This window comes from Fibrobacter sp. UBA3718 (assembly GCF_002371935.1).
GTDB lineage: Bacteria > Fibrobacterota > Fibrobacteria > Fibrobacterales > Fibrobacteraceae > Fibrobacter.
Map to the genome: position 1 here is coordinate 178,516 of NZ_DFHR01000022.1, position 23,006 is coordinate 201,521.

At 56.0% G+C, this 23,006-nt stretch carries 22 protein-coding genes; 11 read left to right on the top strand and 11 right to left on the bottom strand.

Going from position 1 to position 23,006, the window contains the following annotated elements; genetic code table 11:
- The first annotated feature begins 3 nt into the window (after positions 1-3).
- From B4A77_RS08995 to B4A77_RS09025, 7 genes are read left to right on the top strand one after another with little or no spacing between them, the layout of a single operon-like run.
- Complete coding sequence (locus B4A77_RS08995; protein ID WP_290740059.1) at positions 4-1,125, top strand: complex I subunit 1/NuoH family protein; 1,122 nt, start codon at positions 4-6, stop codon at positions 1,123-1,125.
- A gap of 13 nt (positions 1,126-1,138) precedes the next feature.
- The gene (locus B4A77_RS09000; protein ID WP_173365876.1) at positions 1,139-1,612 is read left to right on the top strand and encodes a 4Fe-4S binding protein; all 474 of its coding nucleotides are present in this window, start codon (positions 1,139-1,141) and stop codon (positions 1,610-1,612) included.
- Positions 1,612-2,220: an NADH-quinone oxidoreductase subunit J gene (locus tag B4A77_RS09005; RefSeq protein WP_290723952.1), complete on the top strand. Its 609-nt coding sequence runs from the start codon at positions 1,612-1,614 to the stop codon at positions 2,218-2,220. The genes B4A77_RS09000 and B4A77_RS09005 overlap by 1 nt, the downstream gene beginning before the upstream one ends.
- Positions 2,217-2,522, top strand: coding sequence for an NADH-quinone oxidoreductase subunit NuoK (gene nuoK, locus B4A77_RS09010; protein WP_173365877.1), 306 nt, complete (start codon positions 2,217-2,219; stop codon positions 2,520-2,522). Before B4A77_RS09005 ends, nuoK begins: the two co-directional genes overlap by 4 nt.
- The gene (gene nuoL / locus B4A77_RS09015; RefSeq protein ID WP_290728707.1) at positions 2,515-4,470 is read left to right on the top strand and encodes an NADH-quinone oxidoreductase subunit L; all 1,956 of its coding nucleotides are present in this window, start codon (positions 2,515-2,517) and stop codon (positions 4,468-4,470) included. Before nuoK ends, nuoL begins: the two co-directional genes overlap by 8 nt.
- 7 nt (positions 4,471-4,477) lie before the next feature.
- Complete coding sequence (locus tag B4A77_RS09020) at positions 4,478-6,016, top strand: complex I subunit 4 family protein (protein ID WP_290728705.1); 1,539 nt, start codon at positions 4,478-4,480, stop codon at positions 6,014-6,016.
- 3 nt (positions 6,017-6,019) lie between these two features.
- Positions 6,020-7,462, top strand: coding sequence for an NADH-quinone oxidoreductase subunit N (locus B4A77_RS09025; RefSeq protein ID WP_173382534.1), 1,443 nt, complete (start codon positions 6,020-6,022; stop codon positions 7,460-7,462).
- Between the two features lie 66 nt (positions 7,463-7,528).
- Here B4A77_RS09025 and B4A77_RS09030 read toward each other — a convergent pair whose 3' ends face one another.
- The 4 genes from B4A77_RS09030 to B4A77_RS09045 all read right to left on the bottom strand — a co-directional run bounded on the left by B4A77_RS09030 (position 7,529) and on the right by B4A77_RS09045 (position 13,529).
- Positions 7,529-8,266, bottom strand: coding sequence for an FISUMP domain-containing protein (locus tag B4A77_RS09030; protein ID WP_290740061.1), 738 nt, complete (start codon positions 8,264-8,266; stop codon positions 7,529-7,531).
- 47 nt (positions 8,267-8,313) lie between these two features.
- A complete protein-coding gene (gene purL, locus B4A77_RS09035) occupies positions 8,314-12,189 on the bottom strand; it encodes a phosphoribosylformylglycinamidine synthase (RefSeq protein ID WP_290740063.1) in 3,876 nt (1,291 codons plus the stop codon).
- A 203-nt stretch (positions 12,190-12,392) separates the two neighbouring features.
- Complete coding sequence (locus B4A77_RS09040) at positions 12,393-12,962, bottom strand: hypothetical protein (RefSeq protein WP_290740065.1); 570 nt, start codon at positions 12,960-12,962, stop codon at positions 12,393-12,395.
- Positions 12,963-12,974: 12 nt separating this feature from the next.
- Positions 12,975-13,529 carry a hypothetical protein gene (locus B4A77_RS09045; RefSeq protein ID WP_290723971.1) on the bottom strand — a complete coding sequence of 185 codons (555 nt, stop codon included), beginning with the start codon at positions 13,527-13,529 and terminating at the stop codon, positions 12,975-12,977.
- 148 nt (positions 13,530-13,677) lie between these two features.
- Between B4A77_RS09045 and B4A77_RS09050 the strand changes: the two genes are divergently transcribed.
- The 3 genes from B4A77_RS09050 to B4A77_RS09060 are packed head-to-tail and all read left to right on the top strand — an operon-like array spanning position 13,678 to position 15,938.
- A complete protein-coding gene (locus B4A77_RS09050) occupies positions 13,678-14,184 on the top strand; it encodes a hypothetical protein (RefSeq protein ID WP_173381889.1) in 507 nt (168 codons plus the stop codon).
- Between the two features lie 15 nt (positions 14,185-14,199).
- Positions 14,200-15,189: a glycosyltransferase family 2 protein gene (locus B4A77_RS09055; RefSeq protein WP_290740068.1), complete on the top strand. Its 990-nt coding sequence runs from the start codon at positions 14,200-14,202 to the stop codon at positions 15,187-15,189.
- Entirely contained in the window at positions 15,186-15,938 is a 753-nt protein-coding gene (locus B4A77_RS09060) for a glycosyltransferase family 32 protein (protein ID WP_290740071.1), read from the top strand. Before B4A77_RS09055 ends, B4A77_RS09060 begins: the two co-directional genes overlap by 4 nt.
- On the opposite strand, the gene B4A77_RS09065 is transcribed toward B4A77_RS09060, so the two are convergent.
- The 6 genes from B4A77_RS09065 to B4A77_RS09090 are packed head-to-tail and all read right to left on the bottom strand — an operon-like array spanning position 15,927 to position 20,729.
- On the bottom strand, positions 15,927-16,892 hold the full coding sequence (locus tag B4A77_RS09065; RefSeq protein ID WP_290730485.1) for a glycosyltransferase family 2 protein: 966 nt from the start codon (positions 16,890-16,892) through the stop codon (positions 15,927-15,929). The two genes, B4A77_RS09060 and B4A77_RS09065, sit on opposite strands and share 12 nt — an antisense overlap.
- Positions 16,877-18,145, bottom strand: a complete 1,269-nt coding sequence (locus B4A77_RS09070; RefSeq protein ID WP_290723981.1) for an O-antigen translocase — start codon at positions 18,143-18,145, stop codon at positions 16,877-16,879. The genes B4A77_RS09065 and B4A77_RS09070 overlap by 16 nt, the downstream gene beginning before the upstream one ends.
- A gap of 2 nt (positions 18,146-18,147) precedes the next feature.
- Positions 18,148-18,750: an acyltransferase gene (locus B4A77_RS09075; RefSeq protein WP_290723983.1), complete on the bottom strand. Its 603-nt coding sequence runs from the start codon at positions 18,748-18,750 to the stop codon at positions 18,148-18,150.
- On the bottom strand, positions 18,734-19,885 hold the full coding sequence (locus tag B4A77_RS09080) for a DegT/DnrJ/EryC1/StrS family aminotransferase (protein WP_290730488.1): 1,152 nt from the start codon (positions 19,883-19,885) through the stop codon (positions 18,734-18,736). The genes B4A77_RS09075 and B4A77_RS09080 overlap by 17 nt, the downstream gene beginning before the upstream one ends.
- Entirely contained in the window at positions 19,885-20,319 is a 435-nt protein-coding gene (locus tag B4A77_RS09085) for a sugar 3,4-ketoisomerase (protein WP_173381894.1), read from the bottom strand. The genes B4A77_RS09080 and B4A77_RS09085 overlap by 1 nt, the downstream gene beginning before the upstream one ends.
- Positions 20,316-20,729 carry a sugar 3,4-ketoisomerase gene (locus tag B4A77_RS09090; RefSeq protein ID WP_290740074.1) on the bottom strand — a complete coding sequence of 138 codons (414 nt, stop codon included), beginning with the start codon at positions 20,727-20,729 and terminating at the stop codon, positions 20,316-20,318. The genes B4A77_RS09085 and B4A77_RS09090 overlap by 4 nt, the downstream gene beginning before the upstream one ends.
- 61 nt (positions 20,730-20,790) lie before the next feature.
- On the opposite strand from B4A77_RS09090, the gene B4A77_RS09095 reads away from it, so the two are divergent.
- Complete coding sequence (locus B4A77_RS09095; protein WP_290740078.1) at positions 20,791-21,759, top strand: GNAT family N-acetyltransferase; 969 nt, start codon at positions 20,791-20,793, stop codon at positions 21,757-21,759.
- Positions 21,760-21,784: 25 nt separating this feature from the next.
- Here the strand turns inward: B4A77_RS09095 and B4A77_RS09100 are convergent, their stop codons facing one another.
- Positions 21,785-22,717, bottom strand: coding sequence for a fibrobacter succinogenes major paralogous domain-containing protein (locus B4A77_RS09100; protein ID WP_290730496.1), 933 nt, complete (start codon positions 22,715-22,717; stop codon positions 21,785-21,787).
- Between the last annotated feature and the right edge of the window lie 289 nt (positions 22,718-23,006).

Below are 23,006 nucleotides of genomic sequence, written 5' to 3' on the forward strand. Positions count from 1 at the left end.
TTTATGTTCGTTCCCTCCATTACAAACCCCGTCGGCGACTTTGTCCGCGAAATGGTCCCCAGGCTCGCGGAATACCTGCCCGCTAGCATCCAGAGCGATACGCTCAACAGCATCGTCGCCTTCCTGGTGAATGCGCTCATCTGCGTCATCGCCGTCTGCGCGGTAAACATCGGTTCTGCCCCGATCCTCATCTACATGGAACGCAAGGTGTGCGCCCACGTGCAATGCCGCCTTGGCCCCATGCGTCTCGGCTGGCACGGAACCATCCAGACCATCGCCGACGTGCTCAAGATGCTCTTCAAGGAAGTGTATGCCCCGAGCGGTGCAGACAAATTGATGTTCTACCTCGCCCCGCTCATCGTCCTTATCGCCCCCTTCATCGTATGCGCGCTCATCCCCTTCGGCCGCGACCTCGTCGTTGCGGACGTCTCGATGGGAATCCCGCTCATCATCGCGGTGAACGGATTCGGCGTGTTGGGTATCTTGCTCGGCGGCTGGAGCAGCAACAACAAGTACTCCCTGCTCGGCGCCCTCCGCAGCGGCGCCCAGATGATCAGCTACGAAATCTCGTTCACGATGATCCTCCTGTTCGTCGTAATGATTTCGGGTTCCACGAACCTCATGAGCATCACGCTCGGCCAAGAAGGCACCATTTCCGACTGGTGGATCTTCAAGATCCCCGTCCTCGGCATCATCGCCTTCATCCTCTTCTTCATTTCTTCGACCGCCGAGATGAACCGCGCGCCCTTTGATATCGCCGAAGCGGAGCAGGAACTCACGGGCGGATACCACACGGAATACAACGGCACGCCGTTCGCCATGTTCTACCTCGCCGAATACATCGCGCTCGTCACGAACTCGGCTCTTGCCACCACGTGCTTCCTCGGCGGATTTTTACCGCCCTGCATCGGAGTCGCGTTCGTGGACAACTATCTCAACATGGTCCCCGGCGTCGTGTGGTTCTTCGCGAAAGTCTTCTTCATGATCTGGTGCTACATGATGGTCCGCTGGACGTTCGTGCGTCCGCGCGTCGACCAGCTCATGGATTTCGAATGGAAGTTTTTGTTGCCCGTGAACCTCGTGCTGCTCATTGCCGGCGCGGCATACATCGTGATCTGTGGTTAGGCGGGAGTTTGCTATGCAAGAGAATATTACCTTACTACAATATTTCAAGCGCTACTTCAAGCGTTGCATCACGGGGCCGTGGAGCCTCATGTGCGGGCTTTCCGTTTCGCTCAAGTATTTCTTCGACCCGAGGCGCATCGTCACCGAACAGTACCCCGAGAACAGGAAGACTCTTCGGATGCATCCGCGCTACCGCGGACGCCTCGAAATGATCGAGGATGCAGACGGGAACAACCATTGTACCGCCTGCGGCATGTGCGAACGCGCCTGCCCGAACGCATCCATCAACGTGCTCTCGACCAAGAATATCGCGGGCAAGAAGGTGCTGGGCCGCTACGTGTACCACTTCGCGAGCTGCACCCAGTGCGGGCTCTGCGTCGAAGCCTGTCCGTTCGGCGCCATCCGAATGAACCAGGATTTCGAGGTCGCAACGACGGACCCGAATACTCTCGAAATGATCTTGAACAAGAAGGAGGGACAAGGCTAATGTTCCCGAACCTGAATTTGCCCGGCCTGCAGTTGCCGGACCTTCCGCTAGCCTTCCCCATGGGAGGCATGGACATCGCGTTCTACGTGGTCGCAGCCGTAATGCTCTTTACCGCCGTCTGCACCGTTGCCGTGAAGAATATTCTGCAGAGCGCCGTGTTCCTGATTTTCAGCTTTGTCGCGACAGCCATCCTCTACCTGCTCTTGCATGCGGAATTCATCGCACTTGCGCAGGTGATGGTCTACGTGGGTGGTGTCGTCATCTTCGTGGTGTTCACCATCCTGTTGACAAGCCACTTGGGCGAAGACGCCTTCGCCACAAAAATCCCGCGCGTATTTGCCGCATTCGCGCTTTCCATCGCTTTTGTACTCGTGATGGTCAAGTGCATCTTGCCGACGCCCGAACTTGCAAGCGGCGCCGTCAGTTCCCCGGAAAACTACTCCGGGCTTGAACCCATCGCGATGAGGCTTCTCGGTTACGGACCCGACGGATTCATCATCCCGTTCGAGGTGGTGAGCATCCTTCTTCTAATGACGCTCATCTGCGCCATCACTGTCGCACGCAAGAGCAAGGACGAAGTCGAAAAAGAAAAGGCGGTGCAACAATGAACTTGATGAACTGCCTGATTCTTGCCTTCCTGCTGTTCGGTATCGGAGTCTGGGGCCTCATGCGCAGGCGTCACCTCATCGGCATGCTCATTTCCATCGAGCTCATGCTGAACGCAGCAAACATCAACTTTATCAGTTTTGCCTACTTTACCGCGCACGATGCAACGGCAGGTGCGCTCTTCAGCATTTTCGTCATCGCCGTGACAGCCTGCGAAATGGCAATCGCGCTTGCCATCATCGTCACCATGTACCGTCGCCACAAGAGCCTTGACGCCGACCAGTTGAGGGACCTCCATGATTAACGACATCACCCTCTCCTACCTCATTTTCCTACTCCCGCTTCTGACATTTGTCGTAAACGGGCTTTTCCTCGGCAACCGAAACGCGAAGGCCGCGGCCGCATTCGCCATCGCATGCAACGGCATTGCCGCGGCATCGGCCATCACGGTCGCCATCCACTACTTCACCTCGACATACGCCCCGCAGAAGGCGACGCTCTTCGAGTTCAACTTCCTCCCGTTCGCAGGCGACCTCGTCGCAAAAATCGGGATGCTCGTGGATCCGCTCTCGGTGATGATGCTCGTGGTCGTCACGTTCATCAGCTTCATGGTGAACATCTACAGTCTGGGCTACATGCGAGAGGACCGCGCGATGGGCAGATTCTTCGCCCTGCTTTCGCTGTTCAGCTTCAGCATGCTCGGGCTCGTCGTTGCGACCAACCTCTTCCAGATGTTCATCTTCTGGGAGCTCGTGGGCGTTTCCAGCTACCTGCTCATCGGTTTCTGGTACCACAAGCCCTCCGCGGTAAGCGCCTCCAAGCAGGCGTTCATCCTCACGCGATTTGCCGACAGCTTCTTCCTGCTCGGCATCGTGCTCGTAAGCTACGTAATCGGGAGTTTCGATTTCTCGACCATCAACTCGCTTTCGCTCTCCGACTTCCGCTCGGGAACAATCAACCTCGGGCTCATCGAGATGTCGCAGGCAAGCGCGCTCATCCTCGGTTCAATCCTCATCTTTACCGGCGGCTGGGGCAAGTCGGCCATGTTCCCGATGCACATCTGGCTCCCGAACGCGATGGAAGGCCCGACTCCCGTCTCCTCCATCATCCACAGCGCAACGATGGTGGTCGCAGGCGTATACCTGGTCGCCCGACTCTTCCCGTTCTTCGCTGCATGCGGGGATTCACTCACGCTCATCATGTGGGTAGGCGCCTTCACGATGGTGTTTGCCGCCGTCATAGCCTGCACGCAAAAGGATATCAAGCGAATCCTCGCCTACTCCACGCTATCGCAGCTCGGCTACATGATGTTCGCTCTCGGAGCATGCAAGATCGGCCAGGCCGTGTTCACCACGGGCTGGACGGCATCGACCTTCCACATCTTCACGCACGCCTTCTTCAAGTGCAGCCTGTTCCTTATCGCGGGCAGCCTCATCCACCAGGTGCATACGAACGACCTCGATGCGATGGGTGGACTCCGCAAGAAGATGCCAGTCACCTACATCTGCACCCTCATTTCCGTGCTCGCGATTTCGGGAATTCCGCCGTTCTCCGGTTTCTTCTCGAAGGACGAAATCATCCTCACCGCCTTCCAGGGCCAACATTATGCGGTATTTGCGCTTGCCCTCCTCACGAGCGGGCTCACCACGTTCTACATGTTCCGCCTGTTCTTCCTCGCCTTCCACGGAGAACCGCGCCATGAGGGCGTTCGCGCAGGCCATGTGCACGAAGATTTTGCAATGACGCTCCCCATTGTCGTATTGGCCGTTCCCGCACTCCTGAGCGGTCTCCTCGGCAAGGGACTCTTCGAAAAGTACTTCACGCCGGGAAATCTGCACGTTCCCGTGATGCTCAAGCTCGCCCATGCGGAGTGGATACCGTTTGTCGCCGTAGCAGTCGCCATTATCGCACTCCTTATCGCCTGGTTCCTCTATGCAAGTCCGAAGGCGAAAATAGAACGCGCGCTCGACGAGACGAACCGAAGCGGCATTTACAAGGTCATCTACCACAAGTTCTATTTCGACGAGATGTACTACACCGTCGTGCGCCAGTTCATTTTCGGCGGCATCGCATGGGTGGCACGCGCCTTCAACGATTACGTCATCGAAGGCCTGCTCGCATTTTCCGTCTGGTTCATCCACAAGCTGGGCGACCTTGTGCGCACGGCACAGGCGGGCTATCTCCCCTTCTACCTCGGCACACTGATTGTGGGCGTTCTCCTCTGGCGTTTCTTCGGCCAGCTTCCCCTGTAGGTGCAATATGGATACAATACTTTTTAACCTCATCTGGGTCATCCCGCTCGTCACGGTTCTCGCCTGCATTCCCATTCCGGCGGCTCGCGAAAGGTTGCTCCGCGGAATCCACACCGCCTCCGCGACCCTCGTTCTCGGCATCGTCTGCTACCTCACCTTCCGCGTCTACGCCATAGGAAGCGTTTCCGCAAACGAAGTCGCGGCACCGCTCCTGCTTCGGTTCTTTACTGACATTCCCTGGCTTTCGATGTTCAATGCCCACTATATAGTGGGGGCCGACGGCCTCAACATGCTGCTGCTCGCGCTCACCGCGTTCATCGTATGGGCAGGAGTCCTCGTAAGCTACAGGATCAAGGGCAACCAGAAGGTATTCTTCGCGCTCATCCAGATTCTTGCAACGAGTGTCTACGGCGTATACATGAGCTTCGACCTCGTGCTGTTCTTCGTATTCTACGAGATGGAAGCGCTCTGCATGTACCTGATGATCGCCTGCTACGGCAGCGGCAAGCGCGACTACGGTGGCAAGAAGCTCACCTTGACGCTCGCGTTCGGATCTTCCATGATTCTCGCGACCCTCTTCGGACTCTACTTCGAAGGCGGCGTAAACAGCTGGAGTATCATGGAGCTTTCCAAGGTGACACTCCCGATGGAATTCCAGATGTGGGCCTTCCCGCTCATGTTCATGGGATTCGCCGTATCGAGTTCCCTGTTCCCATTCCACTTCTGGAGTCCGGACGGCCACTCCGCCGCCCCGACGGCCGTCTCCATGCTCGCCGCCGGCGTGATGATGAAGATGGGAGCCTACGGATGTCTCCGCGTCGCCATGTTCCTCATGCCCGAAGCGGCAAAGATTTGGCTCCCCTACGTGGTGGCGCTCCTCATCTTCAACGTGGTTCTCGGCCCCTTCATCGCGCTCCGCCACAAGGATCTCAAGTACATCACCGCCTACAGTTCCATCAGCCACCTGGGCCTCATCTTCTTGGGCCTTGCGGCACTTACGCCGGTCGGCCTGCGCGGCGCCAGCCTCCAGATGATTTCGCACGGATTCCTCACGGGCCTCTTCTTCGCGACCATCGGCATGATCTACGAACGCACGCACACCCGCGACATCACGCAGATGGGCGGCATCATGCGCAAGATGCCCTTCCTCGGCGTCGGTTTCGTACTCGCAGGCTTTGCGGGCCTCGGACTGCCGGGATTCAGCGGGTTTATCGCCGAAAGCACTATCTTCATCGGCGCCTTCCAACAGGATTCGACCCTCACGCGCATCGTCACGATTCTCGCTATCCTCTCCATTACGACGACCGCTGTCTACATCCTGCAGACGGCTAACCGCATGCTCCACGGCCCGCTCCCGCAAAAATACGAGAGTCTCACCGACGGATGCTTCCGCGAAAAGCTCGTCATCGTCGTGCTTGTCGCATGCCTCCTGTTCATCGGCATTTGCCCCGGCTGGATTTCCGACATGCTCGACTGGAGTATCGCCCCGATATTTGCAAAGATTTCTGCAGCCACCCAGCCCGTCATCGGCGGGATTGGAGGTTAAACCATGTTCGATTTTTCAACGTCACACTTTCTTATTCCCGACCTGCTGTTGCTGATTTTCCCGTTCATCGTCATCGGGAGCCGCCTCTTCTGCAACGCGCAATCCAAGATGCCCTGGCGTATCGCAAATTTCGGTTTCATCGCCATTTTCATCTTGCTGAACTTCATCCCGCTTGCTAGCGGCGAAGGCCGGTTCTTCATCAGCAACTGGCGTATCGACGACTTCGGCGTACTCATGCGCGAGGTGCTCCTCGTGAGCGCCATTCTCGGCATGTGGTTTGCAAAGGACTACTTCGAGCACGGAGCCGACGGCAAACCGCAGATGCACCAGATTGCAGAATTCATCGGAGCCATCGCATTCGCGACCTTCGGCGGCGTGACCGTCGTTTCGGCATGCGACATGCTCACCTTCTTCCTCGGCCTCGAAATCGCGACCATCCCGATGTATGCGCTCACCGCCTGGAACAAGAAGGACCAGCTCGGAAGCGAAGCGGCCACCAAGTATATCCTGATGGGTTCCGTCGCCACCGCTTTCGAACTGTTCGGATTCAGCTACCTCTACGGTTTCGCAGGCTCTCTCCACTTTAGCGAAATCCAGACCGCCGTGGCATCTGGCACAAGCCCGCTCCTTTGGGTTGCCGTACTCTTCCTCTTCTGCGGAATCGGATTCAAGCTCACGCTGTTCCCCTTCTACACCTGGGCCCCGGACGTCTACGAAGGCGCGCCGACTCCCGTCACAGCAGTCCTTTCCGTCACCTCGAAGGCAACCGCCATCGCATTCCTCGTGGTGCTCGTTTTCGGCCCCCTCGCCCCCATCCAGGAACAGATAGCACCGCTCATTGCGCTCCTGGCCGGCACCACGCTCTTCGTGGGTAACCTTGGCGCCCTGAAGCAGAGCAGACTCCGCAGGTTCATGGCCTACAGTTCCATTGCACAGGCGGGCTACATCATGGTCGCCCTCCTCGGCCCTGCCGCCACGGCAAAAACGGCCATCATCTACTACCTGTTCGTCTACGCGGTCTCGAACTACCTCGCATTCTTCGTGTTCGGCATCATCGGGCACCACCGCGAAGAGACTTTCGCTTCGTTGCGCGGTCTTTCGAAGCAGAACCCAAGCCTCGCCATCTCGCTTGCGATTTCGATGTTCAGCCTCGCCGGCATTCCGCCGCTTGCGGGATTCTTCGGCAAATTTCACCTGTTCTACAGCGGAGCCTCTACCGGCCACTACATGCTGGTCGCCTTCGCCGTCTTGAACAACGTTCTCGCTCTGTTCTACTACATACAGCTTATCAAGAGCGCCTGGGTCGACGAGCCCGACGGACACCTTACACCGCTACGCCTCACGCGTCGTCAACGCGCAGTCATCGTGGCACTCAGCATCGCCGTCGTAGCGCTCGGATTCCTGCCGTTCCTGAGCAACAACATCGTCGCGGGATTCAGCTTCTAGAATTCCAGCAACAAATTACACCAGCCGCAGGAGTACACCTTCTGCGGTTTGTTTTTTCCGTAGCGGTTATTCGTCCGCGACACAGCGGACATTGAGCTCGTTTTCCTTGTATTCTTCATCGGGGTACATATACGAGGCGTCCCTATAGTATTCCCTAAGGACGTAGCTCCTTGCAGACCTGGCATTCAACTGCGAAGTGCTCCAGAATTTCGCAGTCACCCCGCGATCCAGGAAGTTTCCACTCATGAACCTGAAACCCGACGGATATATATTAAAATGCGATTCGTTCGTCCCGTTTTCCCTTTTCCATCCGTAGGTCGATTTTAAGGCCCGGGTTGCAAGCGAGCCAGCCTTGCTTTTGACATAATAGAGCATTTCCTTCCATTCGGCATCGCTTGGGATATGCCAGCCTTCGGGACAGACACCACGAATATAGGGCTTGGCCAACAATTTACATTCCGAAATGTTGCATTTCGTTTCAACGCCCATCGCAGACGCCCATGTATAGAAGCGACCGCCTTCTTCCTTGCAGTTTAATTCTTCACCGTTGAAACATTCGCTATTGGGACTGCGGTACCTCAAGTTCTCCGCCATCCAGGCCTTCTTGTTGATAACGGCAATCTCGTATTTCCGACCGTCGCGCTTATCCGTAAAATAACGTTCCCATTTGCTTGCTTTGGGTGCGGCGCTCTCCACGCTGTCCTTTTTCGGAACTTTCGCATCGCTAGCCTTTTGGAATGGGGATTTTTCCCACGGATTGTCATTGCTGTCAAATGACGCAGAAGCGCCAAAAGCCGACAGCATGACAAAAAAGGCTATAGCTTTCAAGCGGGACATGCTTCCCCGAAGAATTACCCAACAAAGATACGGCCGTTGCGGAACAACTGCATCCACGGGCCGTCTTCGCCCCATTCTGCCGGGTGCCAGGAGTACTGGCAGGTACGGAACACGCGTTCGGGGTGCGGCATCATCACGAGGGCGCGACCGTCTTCGGAGCAGAGGCCGTTGATGCCGAACGGAGAGCCATTGGGGTTCAGCGGGTAGCGTTCGGTGTATTCGTGCTTGCCGTCCACGTAACGCAGCGCCACGAGACCGGTCTTCAGGCAGGCTTCGGCGGCTTCGCGGCTAGCGAATTCCGCGCGGCCTTCGCCGTGTGCGACCGCAATCGGGAGCACGGAGCCTGCCATGCCCTTGAGGAGCACAGCCGGAGTGTCTTCGACCTTGAGCGTGCAGAAGCGGGCTTCGAAGCGTTCGGAGAGGTTCTGCACAAAGCGCGGCCAATGCTTAGCGCCCGGAATCAAGTCCTTGAGGTTAGAGACCATCTGGCAGCCGTTACAGACGCCCAGCGTGAAGGTATCCTTGCGGTTGAAGTAAGCCTCAAATTCGGCGCGGGCCTTCGGGTTGAAGAGGATGCTCTTGGCCCAGCCTTCGCCAGCACCGAGAACGTCACCGTAGCTGAAGCCACCGCAAGCCACGAGACCGTTGAAGTCCTTGAGGCTTACGCGACCTTCGAGAATGTCGGTCATGTGAACGTCGATAGATTCAAAGCCTGCCTTCTGGAAGGCGGCAGCCATTTCGAGTTCGCCGTTCACGCCCTGTTCACGGAGGATTGCCATCTTCGGGCGGCTTGCGTAGTCCTTCACAATCTTGGCGGACGCCGCCACGTCGAAGGTGACCTTCGGCGTGATACCCGGATTGTCCTGTTCCAGCTTGAGCTTGTATTCGCTTTCGGCACAATCCGGGTTATCGCGGAGGGCCGCGATGCGGCGGGTCGTGTCGCTCCAGATGGCGCGCAGATCCGAGAGGCCTTCGGCGTAGTCGCCGATGACCAAGTTGTAAGAATCGTTGAGCGTTGCAATTTCAGAAACCGTATCGCCGAGACCAGCGGCAGCAAATGCGTCGCGCACAGCCGCAAGGTCGGCATTCTTCACCTGGAGCACGGCACCGAGTTCTTCGTTGAACAATGCGTCGATGAGATTACCCTTGAGGGCGTCGGCCTTCACCGTCACGCCCACGTGGCCTGCGAATGCCATTTCGGCAAGCGTCGTGTAGAGACCGCCATCGCTCTTGTCGTGGTAGGCCATAATCTTGCCAGCCGCATTGAGCTTCTGGATGGTTTCGAAGAAGGCACGGAGTTCCTTAGCGCTATCGACATCCGGAGCCTTGTCGCCGAGGTTGCAGTAAACTTGAGCGGCAATGGATGCGCCCATGCGGTTCTTGCCACGAGCGAGGTCCACGAGAACGAGGGTCGAATCCTTGTCCTGCAACAGCTGCGGGGTAAGCGTCTTGCGCACGTCGGCGCACGGAGCAAAGGCACTGATAACGAGCGAAATCGGAGCGGTCACACGGTGGCTACCCTGAGCGTCAGACCACACGGTGCTCATGCTCATGGAGTCCTTACCCACCGGAATCGTAATGCCAAGTTCCGGGCAGAGTTCCATACCGATGGACTTCACGGCTTCGTAGAGGTCTGCGCCATCGCCTTCGTAGTTCGGCGTAGCCATCCAGTTTGCGGACAAGTTCACGCGGCCCATATCAGGTACGCAAGCGGCAGCCATATTCGTAAGGGATTCAGCCACCGTCATGCGGGCAGCGGCAGCCGGAGAAATCAAGGCAACCGGAGCGCGTTCGCCCATACTCATCACTTCACCTTCGTACGAGTCGAGCGTTGCGCTGGTCACGGCGCAGTCGGCGACAGGCACCTGCCACGGACCAACCATCTGGTCGCGGCAAATCATACCCGTCACGCTACGGTCACCGATAGAAATGAGGAACGTCTTGTCGGCGACGGTCGGGTTCGCGAGCACGCGGTGAGCCACGTCCTTGATAGTTGCATCGGCCGGAACCACCGTGGAATTGAGCGGGCGCTTCTGGCTCTTTTCGTTGCGGATCATGCGGGGCGGCTTACCGAGGAGCACGCCCAGCGGCATGTCAATCGGAGTCGTGCCGAAATGTTTGTCGGTAAGCGTCAAGTGCTTTTCGGGGATGGCCTCGCCCACCACGGCATACGGGCAACGTTCACGCTTACAAATCGCGTCGAACACATCGAGTTTGTCGCCGGCGATTGCAATCACATAGCGTTCCTGGGATTCGTTACTCCAGATTTCGAACGGGCTCATACCCGGTTCATCGTTCGGCACGTTACGGAGTTCAAACTTACCGCCGAGGCCGCCATCGTTCACGAGTTCCGGGAAGGCGTTCGAAAGTCCACCTGCACCCACGTCGTGAATGAACGTAATCGGGTTTTCTTCGTCCATCGCCCAGCAGCGGTCAATGACTTCCTGGCAGCGGCGTTCCATTTCGGGGTTTTCACGCTGCACAGACGCGAAGTCCAAAGATTCATTACCGGCACCGTTCTGCACGGAGCTAGCAGCACCACCACCGAGACCAATGAGCATCGCCGGACCGCCGAGCACAATCAGGTGGTCACCCGGATCGATGTGGCCCTTTTCGATATGTTCATGCTTGATGTTACCGAGACCACCGGCCAACATGATCGGCTTGTGGTAACCGCGGACTTCCTTGCCGTTCTGGGCATCGACTTCCTGTTCGAAAGTACGGAAGTAACCGAGGATGTTCGGACGGCCGTATTCGTTGTTGAACGCAGCGCCACCGAGCGGGCCTTCGATCATGATGTCGAGGGCCGACGCAATGCGGGACGGGCTTCCGAAGTCCTTTTCCCAAGGCTGGACTGCACCCGGCAGTTTCAAGTTCGAAACGCTGAAGCCCGTGAGACCGGCCTTCGGCTTGGAACCCTTACCCGTGGCACCTTCGTCACGGATTTCGCCACCACTACCAGTAGCGGCACCCGGGAACGGAGAAATCGCCGTCGGGTGGTTGTGGGTTTCGACCTTCATCAAGATATCGACTTCTTCGTTGTGGAAGTCGTACTTGTTCGTACGCGGGTCAGCGTAGAAGCGGCCGGCGGTAGCGCCCTTCATCACGGCGGCGTTGTCCTTGTAGGCGCTGAAGATGTTCGAGTTGTGGAGCTGGTAGGTGTTCTTGATCATCTGGAACAGGGACTTGTCCTGTTTGACGCCGTCGATGGTCCATTCGGCACCGAACACCTTGTGGCGGCAGTGCTCCGAGTTGGCCTGCGCGAACATGTAGAGTTCCACGTCGGTCGGATTGCGCTTGAGCTCGGTGAAGTTCTTCACCAGGTAATCGATTTCGTCGGAGCTCAGAGCGAGGCCCATTTCCTTGTCAGCCTTCACGAGGGCGTCGCGGCCTTCGGTAAGCACCGGAATCACATTCAGCGGACGCGGTTCTTCTTTGCTGAAGAGGACTTCCAAGGAGGCGGTGTCGGCAAACACGGCCTGCGTCATGCGGTCGTGAATCTTGGCGGAAATCTTTTCGCGGGCGCCAGCCGGTGCAGCACCTTCAAACTTTACATAGTATGCAATAGCGCGTTCGATGCGCTTGATGGCCGGGAGGCCGCAAATGTGAGCAATATCCGTTGCCTTGGAGCTCCACGGGCTGATGGTACCCGGACGCGGGCACACCACAAAGAGTTCGCCTTCGAGAGCCTTGGGTTCGCGGGCCGGACCGTAGTGCAGCACCTTCTTGAGCGTTTCAGTTTCTGCATCGGAAAGTTCGGCGGACAGGTCCACCACATGCAGGAATTCAGCATAGACGGAAGCGACAGAGAGCCCCGCAGCCTTGAAATCGGAAGAAAGTTTCTGGAGACGGAAATCCGACAGAGCCGGCGTACCACGAAGAATGAGCATTATAAACCTCGGTTTAAATTTTACGCCGTAAATTTAGAAAAAACATGCGGGAGGGGACCCAGCTCGGAGTTGCGAAGGCCGCACGGTCCCCTCCCTGCACCCTCCCCTTCCTTGGCCAACGCTTTATTATCTTCCATAAAAAATAACACGACCCTTTTTAGAGTCGTGTTTCATTTTTCCGTATCTTATTAAGTGTCAAGCGATTAGCGCTTTTTACCCTTCTTGCCTTTCTTGCCCTTGTCGGCCTTTGCAGGCTTTGCGGGAGCCGGGGCTTCTTCGACAGCTTCGTCGCCCTCTTCTTCCTCGCCTTCCACTTCTTCTTCCTGAGCGGCAACGAATTCACCGTAAAGCGCGCTCACGTCGATAGAATTGAGGCCCGAAAGGGTCTTGAGTTCAGTCTTCTTGTCGACATCGACCTTGTCAAAACTGGAGACGATGAAGTAGGCGCTCGTGGCCTCGAAACGGCGAGTCTTGTTCGCGATGCTGTTGGCACCCTTCGTGGTCGGGAAGTACTTGGCTTCGAGCTTCGCCATATCCTGGGAAGTCTTCACCGTCTGCTTCGCTTCGCTGGCCAACGCCCACACAAGCTTGTTCACGTCGGCAGAATTGTTCACGCGGCTCAAGATTTCAGTGGCAGCGTCGTAGTTCGCCTTCGTTGTCGTATTATAGTGTTCGGTCGCCTGGCCTACATAGTTGCCTTTCTGCATAAGGACCAGCGCCGCGACAGCGACAACCAGGATGGACAAAACAATGGCAATGTTCTTACTATTCATCCTATACTCTCCTTATTCGAAATGGTAGGGGGCCGCTTTCGCAACCGTGAAGTTTTCAGCAAAATTGTATTCGACGAGGGCCTTGTAGTCGCTCTCCTTGAGCTTGCCCTTGACAAACGTAAACTTGACGACGCAGTTCTTGCCACAGGCAACTTCCTTCACGCCGCCTTCGTCCTTCAGGAGGAACTGTTCGGCAAGGCCGACCGCGCTGATGTCGCTCTGGACCTTATCCGGAATGCTTGCCGCCGTGTACATGTACGAGAGCTGCTTCACGCGGGCACCCGTATCCTCAAAAATCTTCTTCACGTTGGCATCGAATGCCGCCTCGGTATTCGCACCCGCGATAGTCGCGTAGACAAGTTTCCAAGCCATGCCGTACTGGTCCATCGACTTCCACTGTTCCTGGAGTGTCGTATTCACGGCCGCCTTGTAGGCACCGACCTGTTCCTTGACCGTTGTCTGTGCCTGCTCGTTGAGCTGACCCTTGAACACGAACATCACGACCACGAGGGCCACGATGAGCACGCCATCGACAATGGCCAGAATCTTGAACTTTTGCTTATTCATAGATAATCCTTCGAATTAGAATTGATTTAATATGATTAATAAGAAAATAATACTTAATTTGAAAAAAGCAAGCAAATTTATAGAAAAATTTGCACCCCAAAAGGCGATATATGGCAAGGAACGCTCTTTTTTGTATATTTTTCATAGAATGACAGAAAGCAACGAAACAAAAAAGCTGCCATCGCAGATTATCTTCGAGAACCTGAAAGAACTCCTGAGGGCAAAGAACGCCGCCCACGAGTCCATTTTTAAATTCCACTGGAAAAAGATGTGGCCATTCAACCGCATCTGGCCGCAGGTGGACTTTGAGCGCATCGTACGCCTGATGAGCGAAATCCGCAAGAACATCATCGCGCAACAGAACCTCGTCATCGAAGCCAAGGAAAAGTCCAAGCCTTTCGAAAAAGTCTTCCTTGACGCCGTACCCGCCTATCTCAAAAGTCTCGATGAAAGCTGCAAGGGGCTTGCCGACATCGCACAGTGGAAGCAGGACATGCTCTACAAGAAAATTCGCAAGCAGGCAAAGCTGGTCCGTGACACGCGCGACTACAACACCCTCCTGAAGACCTACGAGAAGCAACAGGGGGACTTGGTCCGGGCCGGAGCCATCGTGCAGATGGGCTGGGGCGAAGTCGTGCAGAATCTCCCAAAATAGGATTCGGGCCCGCCCATGCCTGCGATAAGCGTCATCATCCCGGTTTTCAATACGGAGCCCTTCCTCGCGAACTGCCTAGCGAGCATATACGGGCAGACGTTCCGGAATTTCGAAGCGATCGTAGTCGACGACGGTTCCACGGACGGGAGCGCATCCATAGCCAAGGCTATCGCCGAAAAAGACTTACGCTTCCGCATCGTCACACAGGAAAACAAGGGGCTCTCGGAAGCGCGCAACGCAGGAATCGAAGCCGCGCAGGGCGACTGGATAACCTTCGTGGACAGCGACGACATGCTCGCCCCGAACTTTCTGCAGGCTCTCTTCGATGCAATCATGCAAACCGGTGCGGACATCGCCTGCAGCGGCAAACTCCATTTCGGGGATATCCCGCAGAAAGCGGGCTCAATTTCGACGCTACGGGCGCATTACGGATTCAGTCCCCACTCCGGGAACTGCATCCGGCTCTCCCCCACGAGGGCGCTTGCAAATGCATTGTACCAGAACGACCGCCCCGACTATTCCGCATGGAACAAACTTTATGCGGCCAGCCTCTGGAAAGGCCAACGGTTTCCGCCAGGAAAATTCTTCGAAGACATGGCTACAATCCCACAGGTCCTTCTGGATGCAAGACTTGTCGCATTCGTGCCTGATCCCCTCTATCACAACCGCAGACATTCCTCAAGCATCCTCGCCACCTCTTACAACCGGAAAAAGGCGGAGCTCCTGGATATCGCGGAGGCGCTATGCAGCCAGGTCAAAGGCAAGGGAGCGAGGCTCGAAAGAGCAGCAAGGAGCAACCTCTTCAGCGCAAGCTGCAGCATTCTGATGCGCACGGAAGACACGCCCGAATTCGCCGACTACCGCGAACGCGCATGGAATCACATCAAGGATTTGCGGATGGGAACATTGTTCAACCCGAGAACCCGGCTCCGCAACAAGACCGCCGCACTGATTTCCTTTGCCGGAAAGACGACGCTCGTAAGGGCACTACGGAGGCACGGATGATTCCGAAGAAGATTCATTTCTGCTGGTTTTCCGGCGAACCCTACCCCGAAAGCGCACAACGTTGTCTTGAAAGCTGGCAGAAGTTCCTGCCCGATTTCGAGTTCATCAAGTGGAATGCAGAAAAAGCGCAAGCCACAGGCATCCCCTGGGTGCTGGAGGCGCTCGGACAAAAGAAATGGGCATTCGCGGCCGATGCCGTTCGGCTCTACGCCCTCTACAACGAAGGCGGTTTCTACCTCGATACCGACGTGGAAGTTTTGCGTCCACTCGACCCGCTGCTGAACCGCCCGAATGCTTTCGGCTACGAAAACGGTTCCAGGCGCATCGAGGCGGCGGCCATGGGATGCGAGGCGGGATGCGAACCGATAAAGGCTGCTCTCGAATTCTACCACCACACGCACTTCGAATACCGCGAATCGGGCGTAGACGACATGGTGCTCCCGAAAATTTTGGCGGACGCATTTGAGAAATTCCCCAATACCGAAATCCTGCCCGAAAGCGCGTTTTCGCCCAAGAGCTACATCGACGGGAAAATCCGCACGACCGGCGACACCTACTGCATCCACCATTTCGACAGCGCATGGCGACCGGAATCGGTCCGCAAGGGGATTCGGCGCAGGCAAAAGCTGTTCGCCACCTTCCCCCGCCCTATCGCAAAAGCGCTTTCCCTTCCGCTTTCGCTGTGGACGAACCTCGCGACCCTCGGGGTGCGCGGGACTCTAAAAAAGATTTTCAGATTACCGCTTTAGCAAAAAGCGCGGAATGAAGAGCTTGGGGAAGCGCTTGAAGAACGGGAGCGAGAACGACCAGAGCTGCGGTAGCCTGCGAAGGGCCTCCTTCTTGTCGCAATAGGCAAGCATCGAAAACCAGTGCGACTTCCAGGTGTTCACGGCCTGCCGGTACAGCGGATGCGAAGAATACTTGTCGATGACCTTGAGCGTATTTTCGTACAGCCAGTTCTTCTTGCCCGAAATATTCGTCGAATGGATTCGATAGTAGCAACAGATTGTATCGAGAACAGGGACGGGTTCGTATAGCGAAAGGAACTTCAGCATCATCTGGAAATCCTCGATGACGAATTCCGCATTGTAGCCGCCCAGGTCGCGGAACACCCTGCAGTCAATCATTTCCGAACAGCCGTGGAGTTCCTTTTTCCCGAGAAACACCTCGGCGAACGTCACCTCGGGAATTCCCGAAGTGTATCGCGGATCCGGAGCCGATTCGAGCTTGCCATCGGCATCCATATTGATGACCTGGCCAAAGCAGATGGGCTTGCCGGGATGCGATTCCAGGTAGTCGCTCTGGAGCCTGAGACGGTCCGGAGGCATGATGTCGTCGGAAGCAAAGCTGCAAAAATACTTGCCTCGCGCCATGGACAAGAGTTCGTTCATGGTCGGGACAAGGCCCTTGTTCGGACGGTTTACGTAGGTAAACTTGAGTTCGGCCTGCAGGCGTTCGAGAATTTCGGGAGACCTGTCAGAACTGCCGTCGTCAATGACAATGAGTTCAAACGGCACGCCCTTCTGCGCCATCACGGAGCGCACCGAAGCCTCCACGTACTTTTCGTGGTTGTAGCAGGCCATCAGCACCGACACGAGCGGCGGCATTTCGCGTTGTTCCGTTTCGGCGCCCTGCACAAAAGCCTTCACGTAAACGTTTTCGTCTATCTTTTCGGCAAACATGTTCGTTATGGAGTATTCCATTTGAGCCTCCCGACCGTTATGGCGAGAACGACCAGCGTCACAAAGTTTTCGAGCGCATAGGCAAGCATCGGGCCTTGCAGTTCAAACAACCTGATTCCAACGAAGGTTCCCACGGCAAAGAGAAGGTTCGCCCCCACCTCGATAACGAGGAAAGCCTTCGTTTCGCGGCGAGCTACTAGCACCATGCCAAAGCACCAGCCTCCCGAACGGAACAGGTCGCCCAGCAACTGAATCGGCATAAAATCCGCCGCAGGCGCATACGCTCCCGAAAGGAGAATCGCGACGACAAGGCTACGTCCAAAGTAAAGCGCGATGCAGAACAGGAGCGTAAAGCCCATCATGCGCAGGAAAATCGGATAGAATTCCCTGCGGAATGCATCATGCGTCATGTTACGGCTAATACGCGGCAAGACAAGCACCCCGAGGATTGCCGAGAAGATGGACGCAAAGAAGTCCGATATCTTGTAGACGCCCTGCCAGATGCCAGCGGCATTCCAGCCGAGTTCAGAACCCACGAGCGAACGCACAACCATAAGGACGAGCGGCGCGACAATCATCGGCACAAGTCCCATCATGGCATACGACCACCAGGGCTTGCGAACATCCAGAACCGATTCCCTGAAGGTCTTGATGTTGAATCCTGCACGTGCCGCCACGCGGGCGGCAAAAATTCCTGCGACAATCGACTGCGTCGCGATGATGGAAAGCACAGAAAGGCGACCGGAATAGAGGAAGAACGCGACCCAGAGCATCTGGAAAAGCGACGCGACTATCTGGATGAGCGCCCAGCGCTTCACGAGCCCAAGGCCGTTCATCACCGCAGAGCATATCGCGACCATGTTGGTAGCAAGCATTCCTGGAAGCGCAAAGAGGATGGCCGCCTGCGCAAGGCGCGGATGCACCCCCGGCAGCAACGATTCAAGCGGGGCCACGAAGCAGAAGATGACGGCGACGACGCATGTAAAAATCGTTGCAAAGGTCGTGAGCCGGAATCCGCCACGCCAAATGCCGTGCAGGTTTCTGAGGTTATCCTTGTTCTGTGCGGTAAGGCTCACCCAGCCGTTCTGCATCGCAAGGCTCGATGTCGCCTGCCCGATGCTCATCCAGTTCATGAACTGCCCGACACACGCGAATGCGGCAGGCGGCAAGAACACGGCCAAAAGCTTGTTGATGACAAAGGCACGGAGCGTATTGAATAGCGTCACCGAACCCGAGCCGAAGAACAGTTTCCATATTTTAGAGGAATGGTCCACCGTCAGCCGCCTACTTTTTTTGGAGACTGCACGCTGTCTATTTCGCGAATGACACGCGCGGGGACACCACCGATGACGACGTTCGCCGGGAACTCGCCCGAAACGACCGCACCCGCCGCGACAACAGAATTTTCACCAATCGACGTTCCCTTGAGAATGGTCACGCGGTCGCCAATCCACACATTGTCCGCGAGCGTCACCTTGCCCATCTTGGGATTCCCTCCGATGCGTCTCGACGGGTCGATTTCGTGAAAGTCGCTATCCATCAAGGTCACCGAAGATCCAATGAGCACATTGTCGCCGATTTCGATTCCCTCGCCTTCGGAAACGGCGGTAAAGTGGTTGCAAATCTGGCAGTTCCTGCCGATTACGATTTTTGAATCCTTGTTGCGCACGTTCAAGAACTCGTAAGATGTCCAGTAATCCGCATCCTCGATAAACCCGAACGAGGTTCCCTCCCCCACGACGATACGGCCCTTGCCTTCGCAAAGTACGGGAGCAATGGAGCGGAACTCGCCTTCGGGCTTCGCTGTCGAAATGCTCCTGAAAAAGAGCACCCACGAAGTCCGCAACAGCTTGCGGATGATTCTAACGAACAAATTCATTCATCGCTCCAATAATTTCGGAAACTTCGCCGTCCGTAAGGACCTGCGACACGGGGATGCTCAACACGGTCTCGGCAATCTTCTCCGCAATCGGGAATTTCGGATTCGCGGGAAGCAAGAAGTTTTCACCCTCCGGCCCGGCCGCGTAGGCCTGCTGCAAATGCGGAGGAATCGGGTAAAAGATAAGCGTCCCGATACCGCGGGCCTCGAGATGTCCCTGCAAGGCATCGCGGGTCGCCCGGTCAGGCGTGCGTACCGTAAACACATGCCACACATGCTCCCGCGGGTCTGCCGGAATTTCGGGCAATCGCACCAGCGGGTTCCTGATTTCGCGCACGTAGCGGGCCGCAATTTCGCGGCGGCGTGCGTTCAAAGCATCAAGATGCGGGAGTTTCGCGAGCAAGAAGGCAGCCTGAATTTCGTCGAGGCGGGAATTGACGCCGCGATACTCGTTCACATACTTCTGTTCGGAACCGTAATTGCCGAGCATCCGCACCACGCGGGCGAGTTCGGCATCGTCGGTCAAAACCAAGCCCGCATCGCCGAGCGCCCCGAGATTTTTCGTCGGGTAGAAACTGTAAGCGACCGCGGCGCTTTTTGAACCGGCGGACGTAGCGTCCGAACCAAGCCGTGCACCATGCGACTGCGCCGCGTCCTCAAAAACAAGGAGATTGCGCGTCTTGGCAAATTCGCTAATTGCCTTCATGTCGGCCAAGCGCCCATACAGGTGCACCGCGAGAATCCCGCGCGTCTTTTCCGTGCAGGCATCCGCAAGCCGTTGCGGGTCGATGTTGAAAGTATTCTCATCGGGCTCCACGAGCACGGGCACAAGCCCTGCCGCATTCACCGCAAGTACCGTCGCGATGTAGGTATCCGCGGGCACAAGGATTTCGCTACCCGGAGCCAGGCGGCCAAGTTCGACGGATGCCCGAAGCATGAGCGTGAGGGCATCGAGCCCGTTCCCGACACCCACCCCGTGCGCAAAGCCGGAGTAGGCGGCAAATTCCTTCTCGAAGCGATCGCAATAGGATCCGCGGATATACCAGCCCGATTCCACGACCGCCGAGGCAGCGTCCTTCAAAGCGTCCATGTAGGGAGCATTCACCTGTTTCAGGTCAAGGAAAGGAATCTTCATTACCGCTCCTTCTTGAACTTGAGGTATTCGCCGTAATCGCGCCAGTAGTCGCTCTCGTCAAACTCGTGCGAAGTGAGCACCAGACAAATGGAGCCCGAAGAGAACCCGAGTTCCTCGGCCCACACTCCGGGCGGAATGTGCAGCCCGAAATACGGACGGTCAAGGCGGTAGACCTTCTCGTTCTCGCCGTCGGAAACCTTGATATCGAAAGCGCCGCTCGCCGCGACCAGCAGCTGGTGGCATTCCTTATGCGCGTGTCCACCGCGCGTCACGCCGCCGGGAATATCGTACAGGTAAAAAACTCGCTTGATATCGAAGGGTATCTCCTTCGAATTCTGGATAGGCGTAAGGCTACCCGAACGCTCGCTTATCCTCGGGAGTTCAATGAGCGAGCACATGTCGATGCGGGCTTTCTTCAAATCCTGCTCGTTCATTTGCGTACCTCGCGGATAAACTCGTCAAAATCACGGATGTAATCCTCCTCGGAAAAATCCGCCGAAGAAACGACTAGCGCAAGCGAATTGGTCGAGAAATTGTCGAGGGTGCGCCAGTGCATCGGGGGCAGGTAGAGCCCGTAGTACGAGCGAGAAAGCGAGTGGCGTTTTTCCTCGGTACCGTCGTGAACGACCACGTCGAAACTGCCCGAAAGCGCGACGATAAATTCCTTCTCCGTCCTGAAAGCGTGGCTCCCGCGCAGGCAACCGCCCGGCACGTCGTAAATCCAGTAGGTGCGCCGGATTTCGAACGGAACATGCTTTCCCGATTCCAAAACGCTCAAGTTCCCGCGTTCGTCGAGGAACTTGGGCAACTGGATGATTTGCGCTTTTTCTTCAAAATTCGGCATATTATGAAAGTAATATACAATTTTTTATGTTCTGCAGGCGGTAGATTTGTATCTTTAAGGCATGTTCAGTGTTTTGCCGTACGATTCGCACCTCGAGGCGCGTTGGGACCGGTTCGTGATGAACGAATCGGTAAACGGCACCTTTTTGCAGACAAGGCGATTCCTGAACTACCATCCGCAAGGGCGATTCAAAGACGCATCGTTCATGCTGGAATCGAGCGGCATCATCGTCGCCGCCTTCCCCGGCAACATCACGGAATCCGGCGAATGGATTTCGCACCAGGGATCCACCTTCGGCGGCCCAATCATCTCGAAGCATTACTACACCGCGGAACGCATCGCAAGCATCGTCGAATTTGCGGAAAATTATCTGAAAGGCATCTGCAAAAGAGTCCGGATGCGCCCGACATCGAGCCTCTTCGCCCTGGATTCGACAGCCCTCCTGGAATACACCCTGGAGCACCGCGGTTATACAAGGCAGACCGAACTGAGCGCCTTCTGCACGCTCGACCCAAACAAAGACCCCTTCGAAACCTGCAAGGATTCCTGCCGCTCGGTATTCCGCAAGTCGCTTCCGCACAACCTCGAATACCGAGAAGTGACAGACGCGGAGCTGCCCGAATTCTACAGGCACCTCTGCATCTCGAAAGCGAAGTTCAACGTGAAGCCCGTCCACACGCTCGAAGAACTTCTCGACCTCAAGCACAACCGCATCGCAAACGAGGTAAAATTCCGCGCCCTATGGAAAGGCGGGACATTTGTCGCGGGAATGATGATGTTTGATTTTGAACAAGTGAGCGTCCGGCATGCGCAGTATATCGCCCCGAACGTAGAAATCCGTGACTTCCAGCCCTCGACCGCCATTTACATAAGCGTCATGCGCGAAGCCGCGAAAGACGGAATCAAGAAATTCTCGTGGGGAATCTCGACCGAAGATTGCGGCGAATACCTGAATCTTCCCCTGTTCAAATTCAAGGAATCGTTCGGAGCCAAGGCCTCGCTGAACCTTATTTACAGCAAAGATTTCTAGATCATAGCATGAATCGGTGCACCACTCAGTCCTTCAAACAGCGGACCGAGAACCCGAAATTCGGCCTCAAAATGAGCAGCGCTACACTAGTGTTTGCATTATTCAAATACGCAGTGAACGTCTGCTCGGTAAGACGATTGTTAGAACTCCAGAAGGCCATGGAGATGCCCTCACTTTTAAAACTCCCCTCGCCATACACGCCAGCAGGCAACGCTGCAAACGAATAGGAATCCGAGCCATTTCCATCGTCGTTCCAACCGCTTACAGATTTGAGCATATCGCCTGCGGAAGATGAGCCTCCAACATCATTGAATAGCGTGCGAAATTCCGTCGTGTCGGGCAGATGCCAACCCTCAGGGCAAATACCACGCACCGGGTATTTCTGGAAGCATATTTTTCCATAGCCGCAGCCCATGCCATTCGTGCTCCACAAACCAGCGCTGTCCATCGCAGCCGCCCACGTATAAAGGCGACCGTACTTGTCGCAATATTCTGCAGAATCGTTATAGCACCAGCTCGTGGAATCGGAGGTGTAGTCCCCATCGCTATAAGGAACGCCAACGAATGCGTAATTCAGGTTCTCTGCCATCCACCACTGATTACCAATCTTTACCGTCTTGTAAGACTGGCCATCGCGAGAATCGATCAAGGTTCCCTCAATTACAGTCGATGGGTCTATGTATCCCTCGGAAAGACTGCTACTAGATTTCACGCTGCTGCTTGTCATGGCGGCCGGAGCCTGCCCCGAGCTTGATGAATGGGAGCCGCCATCTCCTTGACTGCTACTCGACTTCGGCGTAACGCTGGAAGAAGAATTCGCAGAACAGCTAGACTCTATCGACGACGATAAAACGCTGGATGAAATTTCCTTCGTGTCCGGGCGCGAAATCAAATCACTTTCATCGTCACTGCAGGCGACAAGCATCACGAACACAAGCAGAACGAACAAGTTTTTCATAAAGCGCATTTTTCCTCCTTAATGTTTCTTTTGCCTTTAAAAAAAGCACGCCATTTTTGCCCTGGGGCATATAAGACACGGCAAAACGGGCTATTTATATGCCCCTCACACGCACATAGGCGCACAACCGCATCCGTTTTGTCACGCACAAACTAATAAAGGGCATATAGATTCAGCAAAAAAAAGGGGAATTTATACGCCCCGATGGCAAATCAGCCCCAAAATTCGCCCGCACCAGCCATAAAACTTACCCTCGCCGGCCAAAAAACGCCTTCTAGAAGTGCGGCGG

Excerpts from the sequence above, each read along its gene's own strand:
- B4A77_RS09090 (WP_290740074.1), bottom strand. The coding sequence starts at position 20,729 with ATGCCGAATTTTGAAGAAAAAGCGCAAATCATCCAGTTGCCCAAGTTC.
- B4A77_RS09020 (WP_290728705.1), top strand. The coding sequence starts at position 4,478 with ATGGATACAATACTTTTTAACCTCATCTGGGTCATCCCGCTCGTCACG.
- purL (WP_290740063.1), bottom strand. The coding sequence starts at position 12,189 with ATGCTCATTCTTCGTGGTACGCCGGCTCTGTCGGATTTCCGTCTCCAG.
- B4A77_RS09005 (WP_290723952.1), top strand. The coding sequence starts at position 1,612 with ATGTTCCCGAACCTGAATTTGCCCGGCCTGCAGTTGCCGGACCTTCCG.
- nuoL (WP_290728707.1), top strand. The coding sequence starts at position 2,515 with ATGATTAACGACATCACCCTCTCCTACCTCATTTTCCTACTCCCGCTT.
- B4A77_RS09095 (WP_290740078.1), top strand. The coding sequence starts at position 20,791 with ATGTTCAGTGTTTTGCCGTACGATTCGCACCTCGAGGCGCGTTGGGAC.
- B4A77_RS09025 (WP_173382534.1), top strand. The coding sequence starts at position 6,020 with ATGTTCGATTTTTCAACGTCACACTTTCTTATTCCCGACCTGCTGTTG.
- B4A77_RS09065 (WP_290730485.1), bottom strand. The coding sequence starts at position 16,892 with ATGGAATACTCCATAACGAACATGTTTGCCGAAAAGATAGACGAAAAC.
- B4A77_RS09055 (WP_290740068.1), top strand. The coding sequence starts at position 14,200 with ATGCCTGCGATAAGCGTCATCATCCCGGTTTTCAATACGGAGCCCTTC.
- B4A77_RS09060 (WP_290740071.1), top strand. The coding sequence starts at position 15,186 with ATGATTCCGAAGAAGATTCATTTCTGCTGGTTTTCCGGCGAACCCTAC.
- B4A77_RS09080 (WP_290730488.1), bottom strand. The coding sequence starts at position 19,885 with ATGAAGATTCCTTTCCTTGACCTGAAACAGGTGAATGCTCCCTACATG.
- B4A77_RS09040 (WP_290740065.1), bottom strand. The coding sequence starts at position 12,962 with ATGAATAGTAAGAACATTGCCATTGTTTTGTCCATCCTGGTTGTCGCT.
- B4A77_RS09045 (WP_290723971.1), bottom strand. The coding sequence starts at position 13,529 with ATGAATAAGCAAAAGTTCAAGATTCTGGCCATTGTCGATGGCGTGCTC.
- B4A77_RS09050 (WP_173381889.1), top strand. The coding sequence starts at position 13,678 with ATGACAGAAAGCAACGAAACAAAAAAGCTGCCATCGCAGATTATCTTC.
- nuoK (WP_173365877.1), top strand. The coding sequence starts at position 2,217 with ATGAACTTGATGAACTGCCTGATTCTTGCCTTCCTGCTGTTCGGTATC.
- B4A77_RS08995 (WP_290740059.1), top strand. The coding sequence starts at position 4 with ATGTTCGTTCCCTCCATTACAAACCCCGTCGGCGACTTTGTCCGCGAA.
- B4A77_RS09100 (WP_290730496.1), bottom strand. The coding sequence starts at position 22,717 with ATGAAAAACTTGTTCGTTCTGCTTGTGTTCGTGATGCTTGTCGCCTGC.
- B4A77_RS09030 (WP_290740061.1), bottom strand. The coding sequence starts at position 8,266 with ATGCTGTCGGCTTTTGGCGCTTCTGCGTCATTTGACAGCAATGACAAT.
- B4A77_RS09085 (WP_173381894.1), bottom strand. The coding sequence starts at position 20,319 with ATGAACGAGCAGGATTTGAAGAAAGCCCGCATCGACATGTGCTCGCTC.
- B4A77_RS09075 (WP_290723983.1), bottom strand. The coding sequence starts at position 18,750 with ATGAATTTGTTCGTTAGAATCATCCGCAAGCTGTTGCGGACTTCGTGG.
- B4A77_RS09000 (WP_173365876.1), top strand. The coding sequence starts at position 1,139 with ATGCAAGAGAATATTACCTTACTACAATATTTCAAGCGCTACTTCAAG.